The sequence below is a fragment of the Cereibacter azotoformans genome, from assembly GCF_021391315.1.
Taxonomy (GTDB): domain Bacteria; phylum Pseudomonadota; class Alphaproteobacteria; order Rhodobacterales; family Rhodobacteraceae; genus Cereibacter_A; species Cereibacter_A azotoformans.
This window is the reverse complement of record NZ_CP090021.1, coordinates 1538315-1557315: the sequence shown is the minus strand read 5'-3', so window position 1 is coordinate 1557315 and position 19001 is coordinate 1538315. Positions and strand designations below refer to the sequence as shown.

Below are 19001 nucleotides of genomic sequence, written 5' to 3'. Positions count from 1 at the left end.
GCTCAGAGCCCCGGCCTCGGGGCGCGGACCCCGAACAGCCGCAGCACCGACAGGAGGCCAGCGACCGCCGGTTCGAGCTGCTGCTTGGGCATGGCACAGGGCGCGGCCGGAGGCGCGCCGAGCCGTTCGACAAGAGCCCCGGTATCCGGGAGCGGCGCAGCCTCAAGGGGCTCGGTCCGCAGGGAGTCGGCAGAGTGCAGCATCAGGCTTTGTTCCACTGGTAGAGCCAAGTTTCCGAGAGTTTGCGTCCATAACCGGCGATGTGACTGGCCAGTTCCACCGTGGCCCCCTCGGCTGCGGCCACGTCCAGGACGAGACGCCATATGTCCATCCCGTCGAGTCGTTCAAGGGTCTGCGTGACGATTTCGCCATGCTGCACCGACGTGATGGCTTCCACCTTGGCGTTGCGCGGCAGGTTGCCCAGAAGTCCGCCCTTGAAATCAACGACGAACTTGCGCGTTCCCGCGGTATTTTCCACCCCTGAGACGCCGCCGTGACCCGCCCGCGTCTCCCACACATGGGCCAGGTCCGCCGGTGTCTCGATGGGCAGGGCGCCCCACCGGAGCCGGTAGGCGAATTCGCGCGCATCTCCGGCGGCGATCTTCCCCTCGGGCACCCAGAAGGCCACGATGTTGTCGTTCGTCTCGTAGCGCGTCGGGATCTCGACCAGACGGACGACACCCTTGCCCCAGTCGCCGACCGGCTCGACATCGACCGATGGACGCAGTTCGTAATGCGCCTCGGCGTCCTGGTAATCCTCGAACGCCCGCTTGCGCTGGTGAAGCCCGAAGGACTGCGGGTTCTCTTCGCCGAAATAGCTGCTCGCCAGCCGGGGCGGATTGTTGAGCGGGCGCCACAGCAGGTCGCCCTCGCGCCGGCGGATGGCCAGGCCGTCGCTGTCGTGCACGTTCGGACGGAAGTCGTCGTAGCTGGCGCGGTTCTTCTCGCCATAGAGGAACATCGAGGTCAGCGGCGCCACGCCAAGCTGGGTGACGGCGTTGCGGAAGAAGAGCCGCGCGGTGACATCCATCACCGTCTCGATGCCCGGCGTGATGACGAAGCGATAGGCGCCCGTGACGCTCGGGCTCTCCATCGCGGCATAGAGAACGGTCGAGAGGCCCCCGGCCTGCGGACGCTCGAGGTAGAAGCGCGAGAAGCGCGGAAATTCCTCGGGCGAGGAGGTCGCGGTGTTGATGGCCAGTCCGCGCGCCGAGATCCCGTAGGCGTTGCCGCGGCCGAGGGCGCGGAAGTAGCTCGCCCCGAGGAAGGCCACCAGCTCGTCGTGGATGTCGGGCCGGTTGAGCGGGAAATTCAGCCGGAAGCCCGCCACGCCGGGCAGATCCACATGGGCCGCCACCCGCGTCGCAAGCTCGTTGCGGTATTCGAAGTCGTCGGTCGAGAACTGGACCTCGTGGATGAAGCCATCCGTCACGTCAAAGAGCCGCACGGGCGCGCCGAACAGCCAGCCCAGATGGAAGGCCTGGATGCGGAACATGCTGTCCGTGTCCGCCCAGCGGGAGCGGTCGTTGCGGAAGTTGATCAGGCGGTAGTCGTCATAGTGCAGATCGCCGAGGAAGCCGGTCAGGTTCGCCGGCTCGACATGCGGCTGGGTGGCGGCGACGCGCATCTCTTCCGTCAGCCAGTCGAAGCTGAACTGCTGCGGCGCAGCACTCGGCACGGAGGCCGGCGGCTCTTCCGCAGGCGCCTCCTGGGCCCGCAGGGGAAGCCCGACGAGCCCCGTGGCGGCAAGGGCAAGGGTCGAACTTGCCGCCGAAAGCAGCAGCCGGCGGTTCAGGCGGGCAGAGGGAGCGGAATGTGCGTGCATAAGGGAGAGACGACGTCCGTTTTTCAATGGCTTGTGGGGTGCAAATGCAGGATTCGCACCGTCCAGCAATATGGTCGGGCCAAGCGGACTTGCAAGATCGGTCGATGCCGCAGGTGGCGGTCTGAGCGCGGTTTCGCCGAACTTGTGTGCAGAACAACGCACTCTCCCGCGCAGTGGCGGCGCGGTTCCTCATGCCTGCCTTCCTGCGGGCAAATCGGGTGCGATGCTGCGGTGCAGACAGGCACCCGGCGAAGGGTGGCATGGCGGGAAACGGGCAGTGTTCGACGGCGCGTCAGGCCGGTGCGGATCGCACCGGGCCCGCGCGCGCCCCGGGCAGGTCAGTCGCGCTTCTCGGGGTAGGGGCGGCGGAGATAGACCAGCGGATCCGGTCGCCGCTCGTCATCGGCGGCGGGCTTCACCGCAGGAGCGACGCGCTCTGCGGCTTGCGCCAGCGCCTCCTCCACTTCGGTCAGGCCGTGACGTTCCGCATAGCCGATCAGCGAGATCAGGTGCGCCACCAGCCACGTGTGATCGCTCTTCGGCTCGCGCGGAGCGCGGCGGCGGGAAAGCTCCGTCACGTTGGTCCTTCTCGGGTCCGGTTGCGCCATACTCATCCCTCCGGTGCGGCGGGCGGCCCGTACGGGTCGCCCGTCCGAACTGCCTGCAAGATGCTTGCCCTGCAAGCGGAAGAATGCCCTGAGCGGCGAATATCCGCCGGTTTTCAGGCCATTACAGTCTGCGGTTGCGTCACGTCATGGTAAATCCCGGCAAAGTCGCGAATCCGGTTCACGCGGTCCTCCGAGCAATCCATCAGGGCGGCGAGCGCCGTCACCTTGCCCATCGGCTTCGGCGTGCCGAGGTACCCGTGCGGGGCATTGCCCGACCGCTTCAGCACACGGTCCATGACCGGGTCGATGACGGCCACCGCGTCGCTGACCCCCGAGGCCATGGCGAACTCGAACGCGCCGATCATCACCTCGCTCGTGACATAGGAGATCGAGTTCCGGGCCCGGCCGCTGACCAGCCGCTCGGTATCCACGCAGAATCGCGTCGCTTCCCAGCAGGTGGCGCTGCGCAGCGGGGGTTCGCCGTCCAGGATCGAGCTGAACACGTCCGACAGCATGTGCGGTCCGGTCGTCTGCAGCAGCCTCATGCAGCCAACCACGCGCCCCTCGTCATCGACGCTGATGACATGGGCCGGATCCAGTTCGTCGAAGCGGTCGCGCTCCATCCCCTGCGAGACCTGAACGTCCCAGCCCAGGCGGTCGGCAAATACCCGCTTGCGCAACCGAAACATGTCCTTCACGATGTCCGAATGCTCGTGTAGGTTGAGGGAGTCGATGATGAAGATCATTCTTCAGTCCTTAAGGTTGCGTACTATACGGCTATAGTTGCGCACATCGACCCGTTTCGGCTATCGGGGGAATCCCGTAGCCGACCACCTTGGCTTGTAAATTTTTGATGTGAATCCGCTGGCCTGCGGGCGGCGTTGTTTCCCCGGCGTCACGCGCTCAGCGGGAAGAACCTGTCATCTTGGATAGACAAGCCCGAGCCCGATCGCGCGACCGACCGCCTGCACGGTCGAGAGCGTGCCCAGCTTTTCCCGCGCCGAACGCAGGTGCACCTCGACGGTGCGGTGCGAGATCCCGAGGATGTCGCCGATATCCATCTGCGACTTGCCGGCCGCCACCCACTGCAGCACCTCGATCTCGCGTGTGGACAGGCGCGGCTGGCGCAGCGCGCGCGAGATCACGTCCGACCGCATGACGGCATCATGAAGATGGACCGCGGCGACCTGAAGATCGCCGATCGCCGCCCGCTTGAGCTTGTCCCAGTCGCTGCGGGGGCATCTCCGCGTCACCGACAGGAGGCCACGGTCGCCGTAGGGCCCCCGCACCGGCACTGTCAGGCCCTGGGGCGTGATGCCGAAATCCTCGGCCGCGAAGAAGACCGCCCGGAAACGTTCGTCCCGCTCGAAACGGGCCCAGTCCACGGGCGCGATGCTCAGCGCGGACTTGTGGATGGTGGGATCCACGCGGTGCAGGTTGCGCCGCATGTAGTGCATCTTCCAGCTGTCGGGGTAGTTCGCATAGCCCTGAACGGCCCCGGTCATCGGGCTCGTCGTGGCGTAGGAGGCAAAGTCGAACCCCAGCCTGGCGCAGAGCTGGTCGAGATATTCCAGAAAGTTCGCATCGTCCGAAGCGACCACGCTGAGGTCGATGATATCCATGAGCCGGCTCCCCCCGGCCGTCCCCGCAGCCGTCCCTACTATCTAGCACGTTCCTTCAGCCTTTGGGAGGTGCGCTTGACGTTGCGTAATTAACCCGGCGGATGGTTCACAGGATCCCCCGGCTCGCGGCCACCGAGGCGGCCTGCGCCGCCGTCTTGGCGTTCATCCGCTGCGCCGCGCCCTTCAGACGGGCCTTGACCGCGCTCTCCGAGATGCCGAGCGCGTAGGCCATCTGCTTGTAGCGCATCCCCGTCGAGAGCATGCGGAGCACCTCGACCTGGCTCTCGGTCAGGGTCTGCGGCTCATTCACATGCAGCGCGGTCAGAAGCTCGCGCAGGTCGATGATCTCGGCATCGGTGAACTCGCGATCGGCCCGTGCGAAGATGCCGAAGCTCTTCTTGGGCACGGCGCCCCGGCCGACGAGGCACATGGTGGCGCCGTAGCGCATTCCATACTGCCTGTAGCGGGCCATCACGCCCAGCGGGTCGGGCAGGTCGATCGCGCTCCAGCGCAGGGCGCCGTGGTTGGTGAAGGTCCAGCGCATCAGCGGATCCTGAAGGGCGAGGCCGCGCGCGGTGTAGAGTTCGACAAATTGGTCGGGAAAGGTGTTCAGCTCGTCCTCGGGAGAGTAGAATCCCAATCTGAGTGCGACATAGAATCCCGCTTGTGCGATCTGCAGGAACGCTCCCTTCATATCCGACAGATGCATAAGCTTGTGCTGTTCCATTGTAATCCGACAGACCGTAAAGTAGCAGTCGCGCGGCATGATGCCGTGCCTCTTTCTGATACACAACCTGCAGGCCGATACAAAGCATGGTGAACGTTCATCGCGTGCGCGATCTTCTGAATGATGTGGCCGCTCACTCCGATTGGCACTTTGCCATCGGGGTCAGGATACGATTTGCGAATCCGACGCTCCTCTACCAGACCTACCCGCGCGAGTGGATCAACCTCTACGCGGACAAGGCCTTGATCTTCGTGGATCCCACCGTGCGGTGGGGCCTCGAACATCCCGGCATCTGTCGCTGGAGCGATCTGGCCGACACGGATGAGGCTGGAGTCATGGGGAAAGCGGCCGAATTCGGCCTGCGTTACGGTCTCGTCGTTTCGGTGGGCGAGGCGTCCGCCCGCACGCTCGGCTTCTTCTGCCGCGAGGATCGCGAGCTGGACGAGGACGAGGCGAAGTTCGCCCTGGCGCAGGTGCAGAATCTGCATGACCTTACGGAAGGTATTGGCCGCACGACCGAGGGGCAGTTGGCGGAACTTCGCAACTTGAACGCGAACCTGCGGCGCCAGAACTAACGCATGGCGCGCGTGCGTCAATAGGACGCACGACGCCGCGGCGCTGCAGAGGCGATTCTCTCGATGAGATACGGCCGCGGAAACGCCGGCCGGGACGCATCCGGCGGCCCGTTCCAGCCGTTCGACATCCGCATGCGCGGCCGCCGGGAACCGGCGCCCCGGCGGGCGGCTTCCATCGCCATGACTAGAAGAAGACAACCTGCGGCGCGCGCACCCTTCCTCCGGTTCGGCGCCTGGATCGAGCGGCGAACGGTCACCCTGCTGCTGGCGGTGTTCGCGCTCGGATGGGCCTTTGCCGAGATCGCCGACCTCGCTTCGGGTGGGGGGGCTCATGCCTTCGACGAGACGCTCCTCCTGCTCATGCGCAATCCGGCCGATCCGGGCGATCCGCTGGGCCCTGCGTGGTTCGAGGAGCTGGCGCGTGACGTGACCGCCCTTGGGGGTGTGGGAATCCTCGGGTTCGTCACGCTTGCCGTCGCGGGCTTCCTGGGTCTGGGCGGGCGGTGGCGGACCATGTGGTTCGTCCTGATCGCCACGGGCAGCGGCCAACTGCTGAGCTTTGCCGCCAAGCGCCTGTTCGACCGCCCGCGTCCCGACCTCGTGCCGCACGAGACGGTCATCTACACGGCCAGCTTCCCGTCCGGGCACGCGATGATGGCCGCCGTCACCTACCTCACGCTGGCGGCCGTGCTCGCCCGCACGCAGCCGCTCGTCCGGGTCAAGGCCCATATCCTCGGCGTGGCGATCCTCCTCACGGTGATGATCGGACTGAGCCGGGTCTATCTGGGCGTCCACTGGCCGACCGACGTGCTGGCGGGCTGGACAGGCGGCGCGGCCTGGGCGCTCGGTTGCCTGACGGTGGCGCGCTGGCTCCGGCGGCGGCGGATGATCGAGCCGGGCGAGCCGGGGAACGATCCATCTTCGACGCGCGTTTCCCCGCCCGAGCCGTAATGGCACCGCACGGCAGGGCGTGGCGGCGACGGCGCCGGGGAAGCGGGATGCGTCGGGGACAAAGGGCGGCCGTCGGCCTTCTGATCCTGTCGGGAGCGGGCGGATGTCATGGGCCCCAGTCGGTGTTTTCGGCCGGCGGGGCCGACGCGATCGAGCTGAACCGGCTTTTCGCCGTCATGCTGGTGGGCGCCGTGATCCTATGGATCTCGCTGAACGGGCTCTTCTTCCATGTCACGCGGCGCCGCACCGGGCACATGTCGCGCAAGCTGGCCGAGGCGGTCATCATCGGCGGGGGCATCCTGCTGCCCGTGGTGGTCCTGACCGCGCTGCTGGCCTGGGGGCTTTCGATCATGCCGGATCAGCGGGCGCCGGGCGAGGGGCTGCGGGTGCGCATCACCGGCGAGGAATGGTGGTGGCGGGTCGAGTATCTGCCCGAAGGCGCGGCGGGGCCGGTGATCTCGGCCAACGAGCTGCGGCTTCCGGCCGGCCGGCGCACCGAGATCGAGCTTCAGGCCGGGCGCGTCATCCATTCCTTCTGGGTGCCGGGTCTCGGTGGCAAGACCGACATGATCCCGGGGCGGACCACGCGCATGTCGCTCGAGCCGGTGACGCCCGGCACCTACCGGGGCCAGTGCGCCGAGTTCTGCGGGGCCTCGCACGCGCTGATGGCGCTGAATGCGGTCGTGCTGGAAGAGGGCGACTTCGCCCGCTGGCTCGAGGCCGAGGCGGCGCCCGCCCGGCCGGAGGAGGGCGAGGGCCGCGCGATCTTCTTCCGCGAGGGCTGCGGCGCCTGCCACACCATCCGCGGCACACCGGCCGCCGGGGCCGTCGGTCCCGACCTCACCCATTTCGGCAGCCGCACCAGCCTCGCCGCGGGCATCCTGCCGATGGAGCGCGCGGCGCTGGTCTCCTGGATCGCCAACGCGGGCGCGATCAAGCCCGAGGCGCAGATGCCCGCCTTCGCACATCTGTCGAAGACCGAGCTGGACCGGCTCGCCGGCTGGCTGGAGGCGCTGGAATGACGCGCTCTCATGCCAGCGACGCGCCGCTGCCCGAGGGTGCGTTCCCGCCCACCGAGGCGATGCTGTCCGAGCCCGTGCCCTCTGCCCTGGCCGAGGCGCAGGCCGACCGGCTGCGCGCCGTCTGGGCCACGCCAAAGGGCTGGCGCTACTGGTCGGCGGTGAACAACAGCGAGGTGGGCGTGTGGTATGCGCTGACGGCGCTGGCCTTCATGCTCTGCGCCGGGGTGCTTGCGCTGCTGATGCGGGTGCAGCTGGCGGTGCCGGACAACGACTTCCTCTCGGCCGATCGCTTCAACCAGTTCTTCACCATGCATGGCTCGGCCATGATGTTCCTCTTTGCCGTGCCGATGTTCGAGGCGATCTCGATCATCCTGCTGCCCGCGCTGCTCGGCGCGCGCGACCTGCCGTTCCCGCGGCTGTCGGCCTACGGCTACTGGTGCTTCCTGATCGGCGGCGTCTTCGTGATGGGCTCGATCCTCTTCGACGCGGCGCCGAAATCGGGCTGGTTCATGTATCCGCCGCTGGCCACGCAGGACGAGGGGCTCGGCTCGGACATCTGGCTGCTGGGGCTGTCCTTCATCGAGGTGGCCTCGATCGCCGCCGCGGTCGAGCTGATCGTGGGCGTCCTGAAATGCCGCCCGCCGGGGATGCGGGTCAACCTCATGCCGCTCTACGCCTGGTATGTGCTGGTGGTCGGGGGCATGATCCTCTTTGCCTTCCCGCCGCTCATTGCGGGCGACCTCCTGTTCGAGATGGAGCGTGGCTTCGACTGGCCCTTCTTCGACCCCGAGCGGGGGGGCGATCCGCTGCTCTGGCAGCACCTGTTCTGGATCTTCGGGCACCCCGAGGTCTATATCATCTTCCTGCCCTCGATCGCGCTGGCGGCCATGATCGTGCCGACCGCGGCACGCCAGCCCATCGTGGGCTATTCCTGGATCGTGCTCTCGGCCGTGGGAACCGGCTTTCTCAGCTTTGGCCTGTGGGTGCATCACATGTTCACCACGGGGCTGCCCGCGCTCTCGCTGGGGTTCTTCTCGGCCGCCTCCGAGGCGGTGGTGATCCCGACCGGCATCCAGCTCTTTGCCTTCGTGGCGACGCTGATGGTGGGCCGCGTCAAGATGATCCTGCCGATGCTCTGGATCGCGGGCGGGCTTGCCGTCTTCACGGCCGGCGGGCTCACCGGCGTCATGGTGGCCATCGCCCCCTTCGACTGGCAGGTGCACGACACCTATTTCATCGTGCCCACCTGCATTACACGCTCTTTGGCGGCATGGTCTTTCCGATCATCGCGGGGGTCTATTACTTCTATCCCGTCATCACCAAGAAGGCCCTGTCCGAGCGGCTGGGGCGCTGGTCCTTCTGGCTGCTGTTCACCGGCTTCAACGTGACCTTCCTGCCCATGCACCTGACCGGGCTGAAGGGGATGCCGCGGCGGGTCTTCACCTACCCGGGCCATGTGGGCTGGGACTGGCTGAACCTGATCTCGACAGTGGGCGCCTTCGTGATGGCGGCGGGCTTCCTTGTCTTCGTGGTGGACCTGCTGCGCCCCAAGCGGACGAAGATCGGTGACCGCAACCCGTGGGGGGCGGGGACGCTGGAATGGTCGCTCGACCTCGAGGACGACAACTGGGGCGTGCGCTCCATTCCCCATATCGAGACGCGCTACCCGCTCTGGCAGCAGCCGAAGCTGGTGGAACGGATGGATGCGGGCCGGTTCTACCTCCTCGGGGCGCGCCACTACGACTCCGCCTGCCGCGTCTGCCATGGCGCGCCGGGGGTGACTCAGGGGGCGACGGTGCGCGCGATGCTGCCCGCGCCGCCGCCCATTGGCGACGCGGTGCGCGACTGGCGGCCGAACGAATTGGGCTGGATCGTCCGCGAGGGGGTGAAGATGTCTGGGATGCCCGGCTGGCCCTCGGCCCGCAACGACGAGGTCTGGCCGGTCGTGGCCTTCCTCACCCGCGTGCGGGGCATGAGGCCCGAGCACTATGCCGCCCTCGTGGGCCCGGCCACGGCAGAGGGCCCACCGGGCTTCGGCTCTTGCGCGGGCTGCCACGGCATCGACGGCCTCTCGGGCAACGAGCGGATCCCGAGGCTGGATATCCAGACACCGGACTATCTCGAGATGGCCTTGCTGACCTACCGCGACGGGCGCCGCCAGAGCGGCTACATGCGCCACGCGGCCAGCGCCGTGCCCGCCGAGACGCTGCGCCCGCTGGCGCAACGGTTCGGCCGACTGTCAGATGCAACCGCACGGGGGGCGGGGCAGGCCGCGAGGGCTGCCGGCTCGGGCGCGGCAGGGGCCGCCGGGGCGTCGGACGATCCCGTCGAAGAGGGCCGCAGGCTGGCCTTCGCCCTCGACCGCCGCCGCGACCTTCCGGCCTGTCACTCCTGTCACGGACCGGATGCCGAGCGGCGGCGTCCCGACACGCCCTCGCTGTCGGGCCAGTATCGCGGCTATCTCGAGACGCAGCTCATCCTCTGGCGCGACGGACTGCGCGGCGGCGGCCCGCGCGCGGAGCTGATGTCCGAGGCGGCGCGCCGATTGAACGATGACCATATTGCGGCGCTCGCGGCCTGTTATTCCTCGCTGGCGCCCGAGGTGCCGGCGGCGGGCGGCGCGGCGAACTGATAGTCAGGAAGTGCGCCCCTCTTCCTCGAGATGCCGGCGCAGGAGCGCCATGTTGCGCAGGTTCGACTTGAAGGCCACGTCGAAGATGGTGCCCAGCACCGGGACGCTGCCGCCGACGAAATCGATGCCCGTGTTCGCCGCCATCCGCAGGATGACCGGAGTGGGCACGCCCAGTTGCCGGGCCCGCCAGATCAGCCAGGCCCCCGGAACGAGGGTCACCGCATCGCCCAGACCCGGCACGATGCTGGCGATCCCGTCCCAGCCGAAGCGGATGCCGAAGAGGCGGAACCGCGCGTCAAGAAGCCGCGCGAGCGTATCCAGTCTGCGGATCTCGCGGTCGAAGTCCTGCCGGGTCATTTGGCCCTCCGCAAACGGGACCAGCCGCTGCGCCCGCGCCAGAATCGGGAGACGCGCTCGGGGTCGAGCATCTCGTTGTCGGCGATCAGGGTCTCGCCGATCGCGCCCAGTTCCGGCGGCTCGAAGGGGCGGAGCGACCGGCCCGGCCCCCGCAGCGATTCGATGGCGGCGATCAGCGACCCCTTGGCCCTCAGCACCGCCTCGAAGGTCTCGCGCGGAACGCCCAGATGCTCGGCGATCAGGTCGTCGCGCAGGGCGGCGATCCGCTCCTGCAGCCCGGTCTCTCCGGCCGCCGCCTCGACCGACAGGTCGCATTCCGTGTCAAAGCCCATCGACCGGTTGTTGAGGTTCGACGAACCGACCTTGAGCAGCCTCTCGTCCATCGCCAGCACCTTGGCATGGACATAGATCGGCTGACCCTGAACCGTCACCGGATGGTAGATGCGGAAGCGGTCATAGCGGTCGGCCTCGGCGATCATGCCCAGGAGCTTCGCGCGCGAGGCGCCCATCACCGTCTCCTCGAGCCAGCCGTCGGCCGTCAGCGGATTGACGATCACGATCTCCGGCCCGCCCTCCTCGCGCAGCCGCACGGCGATCGCCTCGGCGATGCGGCGTGCGGCGAAATACTGGCTCTCGATGTAGAGCGTGCGCTCGGCGCGGCCGATGATCTCGAGGTAGAGCTTCTCGATCTCATGCACGCCCGGCCGCTCGCCATAGTCGGGCAGCGTGCGCGAGATGCCGACCTCGGCGCCTTCCAGCAGCGGCTCGAGCCCGTCGAGCCAGCGGGTCTCGCAGGCCGGAGGCGGCTCGAGTCGCTCGCCCGTGGCCTGTTCCCATCGGTTGCGCGTGATCTCGCCCAGCGCCGCCGCCGCCGGCCCGTTCACCGCTGTCGTCACGTCGTGCCAGGGGCCATAGTGGCGCCGCGTGGTGGGGCGGCGGCGGCGCGGCTCCGTGTCGAGATGGTCCCGCGTGTCCCATCGGTCGGCGGTCATGTCGATCCCGCCGCAGAAGGCCAGCACATCGTCGATCACGACGATCTTCTGGTGATGCACCGAGGAGACGGGATGGGCACCGTCGAGGCGGAAATGCATCCGCTTGTCGCTGAGCCAGTTGAGCACGAAGAGGGGCGTCGATCCGCGTCCGAGCGCCTTGACCGTGCCGAGATCCCATTTCAGCACGCGGATCTCCAGCTCCGGCCGGTGGCGGATCACCCAGTTCAGGAACCGGCCGAGCGTGTCGGGCGCCTGGTCGGGCGGCGCGCGCGGGTCGAGCCGGATGCGCGCGTCGAAATCCCAGGCGACCATGATCACCGAATGCCGCGCCTCGAGGATCGCCTGCTTGACGCGGGCGAAATAGTCGGCGGCGTCGATGATCACGGCCAGCCGGTCTGCGCGCTCGATCCGCCAGCAGGTCTCGCCGGACCGGAGGATGGGGCGGTGCTGGTTCATGGCAAGAGGCTCCCTTGACGTCCCCTGTCCAATGAGCGCGACCCACCCCCGGTTCCTGCCGCTCACCGTCGGCGGCAGGTCAGGGAAGTGCGGCCCGGATCTGGTCGAGCAGCAGATCCGGCCGAATCCCAAGGACCAGGATGATGGCCGTGGCGGCGCCCAGAAGCGTCCTCTCGGGCCAGCGGACGGCCGGATCGGCCGGGTCGGGCGCGCGGCGGAAGATCAGGGCCACGAAGCGCAGGTAGTAATAGGCGCCCAGCGCCGACCCGGCGATGGCGAGCGCCAGGAGAGCCCAGGCCCGGCCCTCGATCAGGGCGGTGAAGATAACGTATTTCCCGAAGAAGCCCGCCGAGACCGGCAGCCCCGCCAGCGAGACGAGCGCGGCGGCCATGGCCGCACCCGCCAGCGGGCGCCGCCATACGATCCCGCGCAGGTCGGAAATGCGCGTCGCGCGCCCGATGAGCGCGGCCACGCAGAGTGCGGCCAGAAGGGCCGGCGCATAGGTGACGATGTAGAAGAGGGCCGCGGCCGGGGCCGACGCCGCGCCGGTGGCCAGCGCGGCCGCGATGTAGCCCGCATGGCCCACCGAGGAATAGCCCAGCATCCGCGCCACCCCGTCCTGACGAAGCGCCGCGAGGTTGCCGAGCAGGATCGAGACGCCCGCGAAGGTGCCGAGCCCCAGCGCCCAGACCTGCGGCAGCCCGACCGCGTCGAGGCGGACAAGGGCCGTGACGACCGCCACCTTGGAGGCCGCGCCCGCGAAGGCCGCCGCCGCCCCCGGCGCGCCGGTGAAGGCGTCGGGCGTCCACATGTGGAATGGCACGAGCGCGAGCTTGAAGGCGAGCCCGGCCAGCAGCAGGGCCGCGGCGAAGGTCAGCAGCGCCTCTCGGCCCCCGAATGCCTCCAGCGCCAGCGACCCGGTTGCGGCATGGCCAAGGGCGAGCCCCATCAGCAGCGTTGCGGCGGCGGCCGCGCCGAGGATGAGGAACTTGTAGCCCGCCTCCAGCGCCGGCCGGTCGAGCGGCAGGACGAAGAGCGCCACGAGCGCGAGCGTGATCAGCTCGAGCCCGAGGAACAGGCTGGCCGCATGGACCGCGCCTGTCAGCACCACGCCTCCGAGCGTGGCGAGAAGGAGCAGGGCCGGCCCCTCCTTCGACGGGCCGTCCGGGCGCAGGAAGGCGAGGCTGCCGAGGCCCGACAGACAGACGACAAGTCCCGTCAGCCGGGACATCCGGTCATCGGCGAGAAGCACGGACAGACCGTCGGGCGCGCCAAGCCGCAGGGCAAGGGCGACACACGCCGCGACGAGCGCGAAGCCCGCGATCCAGCGCGCCAGCCCCGGCAGGCGCGGCGCGGCGAGCATCGCCGTCACCGCTCCGGTGCCAAGCAGGATTACGGGCAGAAGGGCGGCAAAGCTGGGCATCAGGGGACCGTCACCGGGACAAGGGCCGCCTCGACCGCGCCTTCGAGCGCACCCATCAGGAGTTGCGGCAGCATCCCGAACAGAAGGGTCGCCACTGCGAGCAGCACGATCGGCCCCATCTCGCGCAGCGTCAGATCCTCGAGCGCCTCGGTCCGGCGCGACTTGCCGAACACCACCCGCTTGAACAGCCGCGTCGCATAGACGACCGAGATCACCAGCGAGATCAGCGTGATCGAGGCGAAGATCCAGTTCACCTGGAACATGCCGGTGATGACCAGCGCCTCGCCGAGGAAGTTCGCCGTGCCCGGCATGGCGAGCGCGGCCGAGAAGAAGACCGCGAAGGCCGCGGCAAAGCGGGGCGCGTTCTGCTGCAGCCCGCCCAGTTCGCGCAGGTCGCGCGTGCCGGTCCGGTCATAGAGCGCGCCGATCAGCAGGAACAGCGCCGAGGCCGAGAAGGCATGGGCCACCATCTCGACACCCGCGCCCATGAGCGAGAAATAGACGCCGCCGCAGATGCCCATCAGCACGATGCTCATGTGCGCGACCGAGGTGTAGGCCACCAGCCGCTTCGCGTCGGTCTGCCCGCAGGCCAGCAGCGCCCCGTAGATCGAGCCGAAGGCGCCAAGCGCAAGCCCGAAGGGGGCGAGCGTGGCGAAGCCCTCGGGGAAGAGCATCGGCGGGAAGCGGAAAAGCCCGTAGGCCCCGGTCTTGAGCAGAAGCCCCGCAAGCAGGATCGAGCCCGCCGTCGGTGCTTGCGTGTGCGCATCCGGCAGCCACGCATGCAGCGGCGGCACCGGAAGCTTCACGAGGAAGGCGGCGGCAAAGCCCAGAAGCAGCAGAACCTGCACCCCATGCGGGATCTGACGCTCGGCCACCTCGAAGGCGTCGAAGGTCACCGTCTCGCCGGTGGCTCCCAGATAGAAGACCGCCGCCAGCAGCCCGAGCCCCGCCACCGCGTTGAAGACGAGGAACTTCAGCGCCGCCGCCTCGCGGTCGCCGTGGCCCCAGACCGAGATCAGCAGGAACGACGGGACCAGCATCAACTCCCAGAAGAAGGCGAAGACGAGGAGGTCGAACGACAGAAAGACCCCGTTCGAGGCCGCCACCGTCCAGAGGAGCGCCGCGTTCAGCAGGCCCGAATATTCGGTGATCTTCCAGGAGACGATGACCGAGACGATCCCCAGGGCCAGCGACACGACCAGCAGCGCGCCCGAGAGCCCGTCCATGGCCAGGATCACCTGCAACCCGAGAGAGGGCGCCCAGTCGTAGCGCTCGATCGCGATCCAGCGGCCGTCTCCGTCCGAGAAGAAGCTCGAGATCAGGATCAGGAGCGCGAGCCCGAGGGCTGCGATCGCCACCCAGCGCTCGGCGTCCCGTCCCCAGCGCCCGGCGAAGAGCGCGGCGATCCCGCCGAAGAACGGCAGCAGGATGAGCGCGGTCAGTTCCATGTCGTACCCCATGCAATCACGAGAAGGGCGGCCGTCCCGAGGGCCGCGCCGAGCGCATAATCCCGGCTCCGTCCGGTCTGGATGGCGCAGACCAGCACCCAGAGCCGCACCAGCCGGTTGGCCAGACGCATCCAGAACCGGTCGAACCGGTCATGCGCCAGCCGCTCCACCAGCGCCTGCGTGCCCTGAAGCGCGAGGCTGACCGGAAATGTCCCCACCGGGTCCACCGTGCCGCCGCGATGGCCGTTCAGCCACCGGACGATGTTCACGAAGGGCCGCACGAAGAGCGCCTGATAGATCCCGTCCATCCGCGCGCCCCGGCTCAGCCAGCGCACGATCTGGACGTGGCGCAGCTCAAGCTCGGCCTCGGCCCGCGCGCCGATGCGGTTGCCCGCGAGGAAGCGGACGAGCCGGACGTAGGGCTCGATCACCCAGCGCTGGAACTTGCGGTCGAGCCGGGTGGGCCGGCGCATGTCGCGCGCGCCCGCCACGGCCGCGGCGAGGGCGGGAACGAAGGTGATGGCCGCGGCCCCGGCCATGCCGACGAAGGGGGCAACCGCCGCCACAAGCTCGGGCAGATGCGCGGGATGCGGCGCCTCGGCCCCGAGGAAGCGGATGATCGGCCCCACGATGATCCCGCCGAGCAGCGACCCCGCGGCGAGCAGCACGAGCGGCAGGGTGATGAAGCCGCTGCCCCAGCGCGGGCGGTAATGCAGGTCGAGCGCGACCGGATGGCCCCGCCGGGCGTGGCTGATGTGAGCGGGCTCGGGCTGGAGCGCCTCGAAGACCGGGCGGAAGGCGTAGATGGCGGTGCAGGTCGCCGTCAGCAGCGCCAGCACCCAGATCGCGATCCCGAAGGCGCCGCCCTCCCAGGCCGTGGCGAGGATGGCCTCCTTGGACCACCAGCCGGCGGTGACGATGGGCAGGCCGGCCAGCGAGGCCGCGCCCGCGACATAGGCCAGGAAGCTGATCGGCCGGCGCCGCAGCGCCCCGCGCATGGCCTGCAGGCTGGTGCCGAGGTCGGACCCGTGGGTGATGTCGCCCGCCGCAAGGAACAGGAGCGACTTGAACATCGCATGCACGACGAAATGCGCGATCGCCACCTCGGGCGCGCCCAGTCCGATCGCCAGCACCATGAAGCCGATCTGGCTGATCGAGGAATAGGCCAGAAGCCGCTTCACGTCGGTCTGGAAGATCGCCGACAGCGCACCGAAGGCCGCCGTGCCCGCGCCGAAGATCGCGGCGATGGTCTGGACGGCCGGCTCGGACATGACGATGGGCGAGAAGCGCGCCAGCATGAAGGCGCCCGCCGCCACCATCGTGGCCGAATGGAGCAGCGCCGAAACCGGCGTCGGCCCCGCCATCGCCGAGGGCAGCCAGGTGTGGAACGGCACCTGCGCCGACTTGCCGAGCGCGCCCGCGAGCAGCAGGAGCGCGATCACGACATGGCGCTCCTCCGTCATCATCGTCCCGGCGGGGATCAGCACGTCGAGCCGGACCGAGTTGGCCTCGAGGAACAGAAGCAGCAGCCCCGCGAGCAGGAAGGCGTCGGCAAAGCGGGTGATGATGAAGGCCTTGCGGCCCGCGGCCACCGCCTGCGGCAGGCTGGTGTTGTAGGCGATGAGGAAGAAGGAGCAGAGCCCCATCAGTTCCCAGCCGAAGAAGAAGGTGATCGTGTCGCCCGCCAGCACCATCGTCAGCATGGCGGCGAGGAACAGGTTCATCAGCGCGAAGAAGCGGCGCAGGTCGGCGATGCGCGCATCCGACATGTAGTCGATGGCGTAGGTGATCACGAGCGCGCCGACCGCCGCGACCGTCAGGCCCACCAGCGTGCTCATCGGATCGAGCAGCAGCGCCAGCGCCACCTCGGACTGGCCGAAGACCAGCGTGAAGATCGGCATGACGCCGTAGCATTCCGTGCCCAGGCACAGGCCCAGCAAAGGCAGCATGGCAAAGAAGGGCGCGATGCCCCCCAGCAGCGCCAGCGCCTGCACGGCCTTGCGGCGCAGGAAGAACGGATCGAGGCCGAGGATCAGGAAGACGGCCAGCGGCGGCGCCGGCACGAGCAGCAGGAGAAGATAGGGGCTCAGCATGTCAGTGCTTCAATCCCGTGATCGTGTCGCTGTCCTCGACATCCGCGCCCCGGCGCAGCGCCAGATAGAGCGCGAGCCCCAGCGCCACCTCGGCGGCCGCGAGGATGATGATGAAGACGAACATCGCCTGTCCCTGCTGGCTTCCATGCCACGCGCCCCCGGCGAGGAAGGCCAGCGCCGGGCCGGCCAGCATCATCTCGAGCGAGATGAGCTGGAACAGGATCGCGCGCCGCGCCATGAGGCCGAAGAAGCCCGTGGCGAAGATGCCGCCCGAAAGCGCGAGGAGGATCAGAAAGGTTGCGCCGCTCATGGCTCCTCCCTCCGCCGTCCGAGATGGCGCGCGCCCATCAGCGCCGCGAGCAGGAGGCCCGAGGCGACCTCGACCGCGACCGCCCAGGGACCGAAGAGGATGGCGCCGAGGCTCGGGCCGCTGTCCGGGGCGGCGGCGGGTGAGGTGCCCCCGGCCAGCAGGCCGAGCGCAAGCGGCAGCGCCACCAGCCCGACCGCCGCGGCCGGGCGGCGCCAGCCCTGCGCCAGCCGTGCCCGCTCGCGCGCCAGCGCCTCGGGCGAGGCATCGGCCGTCATCACCACGAAGACGAAGACCGCGACGATCGCGCCGGCATAGATCAGGATCTGGACGGCGCCGGCAAAGCCCGCTCCCAGCGCGAAGAAGCAGCCCGCCAGCGACAGGAGCGCCGCCACGAGCCAGATCAGCGCATGCACTATCGCAGGCCGCGTCACGGCGAGGATCGCGCAGGCCAGCGCCACCGAGGCGCACCAGATGGCCGCAAGGTCGCTCATGGGCACAGATCCTTCGGGTCGACGGGATCGCTCTGCTTGCCTGCAATGGCCTTGCCCGCCACGTCCCAGTAGCGGTAGCCGGGATGCTTGCCCTCACCGGAAATGAGCAGGTCCTCCTTCTCGTATTGCAGGGAACCGCGCCGGTAATCGGCCAGCTCGACATCCGGCGTGAGCTGGATGGCCGAAGTCGGGCACGCCTCCTCGCAGTAGCCGCAGAAGATGCAGCGGGCGAAGTTGATGCGGAAACTCTCGGGATACCAACGGCCGTCCGGCGTCTCGGCCTTGACCACGTCGATGCAGTCCACCGGGCAGGCGGCGGCGCAGAGGTTGCAGGCCACGCAACGTTCCTGCCCGTCGGGGTCGCGCGTCAGCACGATCCGGCCGCGGGTGCGGGGCGCGAGCGGCAGCTTGACCTCGGGATATTCCACGGTCTTCGTGGGCGCGAAGACCATGCGCCCCACCCGAAGGATGCTGTCGAGGATACCCTTCATGCGCTCCTCCCCACGGCGATCCAGGCCGTCAGCAGAAGGTTCAGCAGCGCCAGCGGCAGCGCGACCTTCCATGCGAAGGCGATGAGCTGGTCGTAGCGCGGGCGCGGCAGGGCGGCGCGCAGCCAGACGAAGATCACCGCGATCGCCGCCACCTTCAGCCCGAACCAGATCGGCCCCGGCAGGATCGGCCCCGCCCAGCCGCCGAGGAAGAGCGTGGTGAAGAGCGCAGCCACCAGCAGGATCGCGATATATTCGCCAAGGAAGAAGAGCGCGAAGCTCATCCCCGAATATTCGGTCATGAAGCCCGCCACGAGGTCCTGCTCGGATTCCTGAAGATCGAAGGGCAGGCGGTGCGCCGCCGCAAGGCCCGCGATGAAGAAGAGCCCGGCGCCGAGCGGCTGAAGCAGGATGAACCAGAGCCCGCCCTCCTGCGCCGCCACGATGTCGCCCATGCGGAAGCTGCCGGCGAGCAGCACGCAGCCCATGAGCGACAGGCCGAGAAAGCTCTCGTAGGCCAGCATCTGCGCCGCGGCCCTGAGGCCGCCCAGCATCGCATAGCGGTTGCGCGAGCCCCAGGCGCCCAGCACCAGCGCCCAGACGGTCAGGGCAAGCATCCCCATCACGAAGAGCACGCCCACATCGAGATCCGAGATGACAAGGCCGGGGCCGAAGGCCACCACGCCGAAGGCGGCCAGCATCGGCAGGGCCGCGAGGGCGGGGGCGAGCCGGTAGGCCGCGAGGTCGGCGCCGGCGGGCGGCGCATCCTCCTTCGTGATCAGTTTCACCGTGTCGGCCACCCACTGCAGGAAGCCGAAGGGCCCGACCCGGTTCGGCCCGAGCCGCTCCTGCAGGAAACCCAGAAGGCGCCGCTCGCCCCATGTGAAGACGCCCGCCGCGCCGAGCAGCCCCATGAGAAGGATGGCCGAGAACAGGACGATCAGCAGGACGCTCATGCCCGATCCTCCGCCCCGGGGGACT

The 19001-nt window shown here is 68.8% G+C and carries 19 protein-coding genes and 1 pseudogene; 5 read left to right on the top strand and 15 right to left on the bottom strand.

Annotated elements, in window-relative coordinates:
• Nucleotides 1-2: 2 nt before the first annotated feature.
• The 6 genes from LV780_RS07780 to LV780_RS07755 all read right to left on the bottom strand — a co-directional run bounded on the left by LV780_RS07780 (nucleotide 3) and on the right by LV780_RS07755 (nucleotide 4821).
• Entirely contained in the window at nucleotides 3-203 is a 201-nt protein-coding gene (locus LV780_RS07780) for a hypothetical protein (RefSeq protein ID WP_117344979.1), read from the bottom strand.
• Nucleotides 203-1825 carry a glucan biosynthesis protein gene (locus tag LV780_RS07775; protein ID WP_011908734.1) on the bottom strand — a complete coding sequence of 541 codons (1623 nt, stop codon included), beginning with the start codon at nucleotides 1823-1825 and terminating at the stop codon, nucleotides 203-205. Before LV780_RS07775 ends, LV780_RS07780 begins: the two co-directional genes overlap by 1 nt.
• Before the next feature lie 338 nt (nucleotides 1826-2163).
• The gene (locus tag LV780_RS07770; RefSeq protein ID WP_233863750.1) at nucleotides 2164-2403 is read right to left on the bottom strand and encodes a hypothetical protein; all 240 of its coding nucleotides are present in this window, start codon (nucleotides 2401-2403) and stop codon (nucleotides 2164-2166) included.
• A gap of 143 nt (nucleotides 2404-2546) precedes the next feature.
• Nucleotides 2547-3179, bottom strand: coding sequence for an acyl-homoserine-lactone synthase (locus LV780_RS07765; protein WP_108220271.1), 633 nt, complete (start codon nucleotides 3177-3179; stop codon nucleotides 2547-2549).
• 174 nt (nucleotides 3180-3353) lie between these two features.
• Nucleotides 3354-4055 (bottom strand): autoinducer binding domain-containing protein, encoded by a 702-nt coding sequence (locus LV780_RS07760; RefSeq protein WP_011908731.1) that lies wholly within the window; start codon nucleotides 4053-4055, stop codon nucleotides 3354-3356.
• Nucleotides 4056-4161: 106 nt separating this feature from the next.
• Nucleotides 4162-4821, bottom strand: coding sequence for a helix-turn-helix transcriptional regulator (locus tag LV780_RS07755; protein ID WP_011908730.1), 660 nt, complete (start codon nucleotides 4819-4821; stop codon nucleotides 4162-4164).
• Between the two features lie 65 nt (nucleotides 4822-4886).
• On the opposite strand from LV780_RS07755, the gene LV780_RS07750 reads away from it, so the two are divergent.
• From LV780_RS07750 to LV780_RS07730, 5 genes and pseudogenes are all read left to right on the top strand, one after another.
• Nucleotides 4887-5357: an autoinducer binding domain-containing protein gene (locus tag LV780_RS07750; RefSeq protein ID WP_233863749.1), complete on the top strand. Its 471-nt coding sequence runs from the start codon at nucleotides 4887-4889 to the stop codon at nucleotides 5355-5357.
• Nucleotides 5358-5537: 180 nt separating this feature from the next.
• Nucleotides 5538-6308 (top strand): phosphatase PAP2 family protein, encoded by a 771-nt coding sequence (locus LV780_RS07745; RefSeq protein ID WP_108220300.1) that lies wholly within the window; start codon nucleotides 5538-5540, stop codon nucleotides 6306-6308.
• Between the two features lie 47 nt (nucleotides 6309-6355).
• Entirely contained in the window at nucleotides 6356-7330 is a 975-nt protein-coding gene (locus tag LV780_RS07740; RefSeq protein WP_108220270.1) for a cytochrome c oxidase subunit II, read from the top strand.
• Nucleotides 7327-9053: pseudogene (gene ctaD, locus LV780_RS07735) on the top strand (cytochrome c oxidase subunit I); the annotation flags it as partial. The gene LV780_RS07740 and the pseudogene ctaD, both read left to right, overlap by 4 nt.
• On the top strand, nucleotides 9030-9962 hold the full coding sequence (locus LV780_RS07730) for a c-type cytochrome (RefSeq protein ID WP_233863957.1): 933 nt from the start codon (nucleotides 9030-9032) through the stop codon (nucleotides 9960-9962). The pseudogene ctaD and the gene LV780_RS07730, both read left to right, overlap by 24 nt.
• A gap of 3 nt (nucleotides 9963-9965) precedes the next feature.
• Here LV780_RS07730 and LV780_RS07725 read toward each other — a convergent pair whose 3' ends face one another.
• From LV780_RS07725 to nuoH, 9 genes are all read right to left on the bottom strand, one after another.
• Nucleotides 9966-10319 (bottom strand): DUF4112 domain-containing protein, encoded by a 354-nt coding sequence (locus LV780_RS07725; protein ID WP_011908725.1) that lies wholly within the window; start codon nucleotides 10317-10319, stop codon nucleotides 9966-9968.
• Nucleotides 10316-11767 carry a phospholipase D-like domain-containing protein gene (locus tag LV780_RS07720; RefSeq protein ID WP_108220269.1) on the bottom strand — a complete coding sequence of 484 codons (1452 nt, stop codon included), beginning with the start codon at nucleotides 11765-11767 and terminating at the stop codon, nucleotides 10316-10318. Before LV780_RS07720 ends, LV780_RS07725 begins: the two co-directional genes overlap by 4 nt.
• A gap of 79 nt (nucleotides 11768-11846) precedes the next feature.
• Nucleotides 11847-13190 carry an NADH-quinone oxidoreductase subunit N gene (locus LV780_RS07715; protein ID WP_108220268.1) on the bottom strand — a complete coding sequence of 448 codons (1344 nt, stop codon included), beginning with the start codon at nucleotides 13188-13190 and terminating at the stop codon, nucleotides 11847-11849.
• On the bottom strand, nucleotides 13190-14638 hold the full coding sequence (locus tag LV780_RS07710; protein WP_180325204.1) for a complex I subunit 4 family protein: 1449 nt from the start codon (nucleotides 14636-14638) through the stop codon (nucleotides 13190-13192). Before LV780_RS07710 ends, LV780_RS07715 begins: the two co-directional genes overlap by 1 nt.
• Entirely contained in the window at nucleotides 14629-16731 is a 2103-nt protein-coding gene (locus LV780_RS07705; protein WP_108220267.1) for an NADH-quinone oxidoreductase subunit 5 family protein, read from the bottom strand. The genes LV780_RS07710 and LV780_RS07705 overlap by 10 nt, the downstream gene beginning before the upstream one ends.
• A gap of 1 nt (nucleotide 16732) precedes the next feature.
• A complete protein-coding gene (nuoK, locus tag LV780_RS07700) occupies nucleotides 16733-17041 on the bottom strand; it encodes an NADH-quinone oxidoreductase subunit NuoK (RefSeq protein ID WP_011908720.1) in 309 nt (102 codons plus the stop codon).
• The gene (locus tag LV780_RS07695) at nucleotides 17038-17532 is read right to left on the bottom strand and encodes an NADH-quinone oxidoreductase subunit J family protein (RefSeq protein ID WP_108220266.1); all 495 of its coding nucleotides are present in this window, start codon (nucleotides 17530-17532) and stop codon (nucleotides 17038-17040) included. Before LV780_RS07695 ends, nuoK begins: the two co-directional genes overlap by 4 nt.
• Entirely contained in the window at nucleotides 17529-18023 is a 495-nt protein-coding gene (nuoI, locus tag LV780_RS07690; protein WP_011908718.1) for an NADH-quinone oxidoreductase subunit NuoI, read from the bottom strand. Before nuoI ends, LV780_RS07695 begins: the two co-directional genes overlap by 4 nt.
• Nucleotides 18020-18976, bottom strand: coding sequence for an NADH-quinone oxidoreductase subunit NuoH (nuoH, locus tag LV780_RS07685; RefSeq protein WP_044248085.1), 957 nt, complete (start codon nucleotides 18974-18976; stop codon nucleotides 18020-18022). Before nuoH ends, nuoI begins: the two co-directional genes overlap by 4 nt.
• Nucleotides 18977-19001 lie beyond the last annotated feature (25 nt).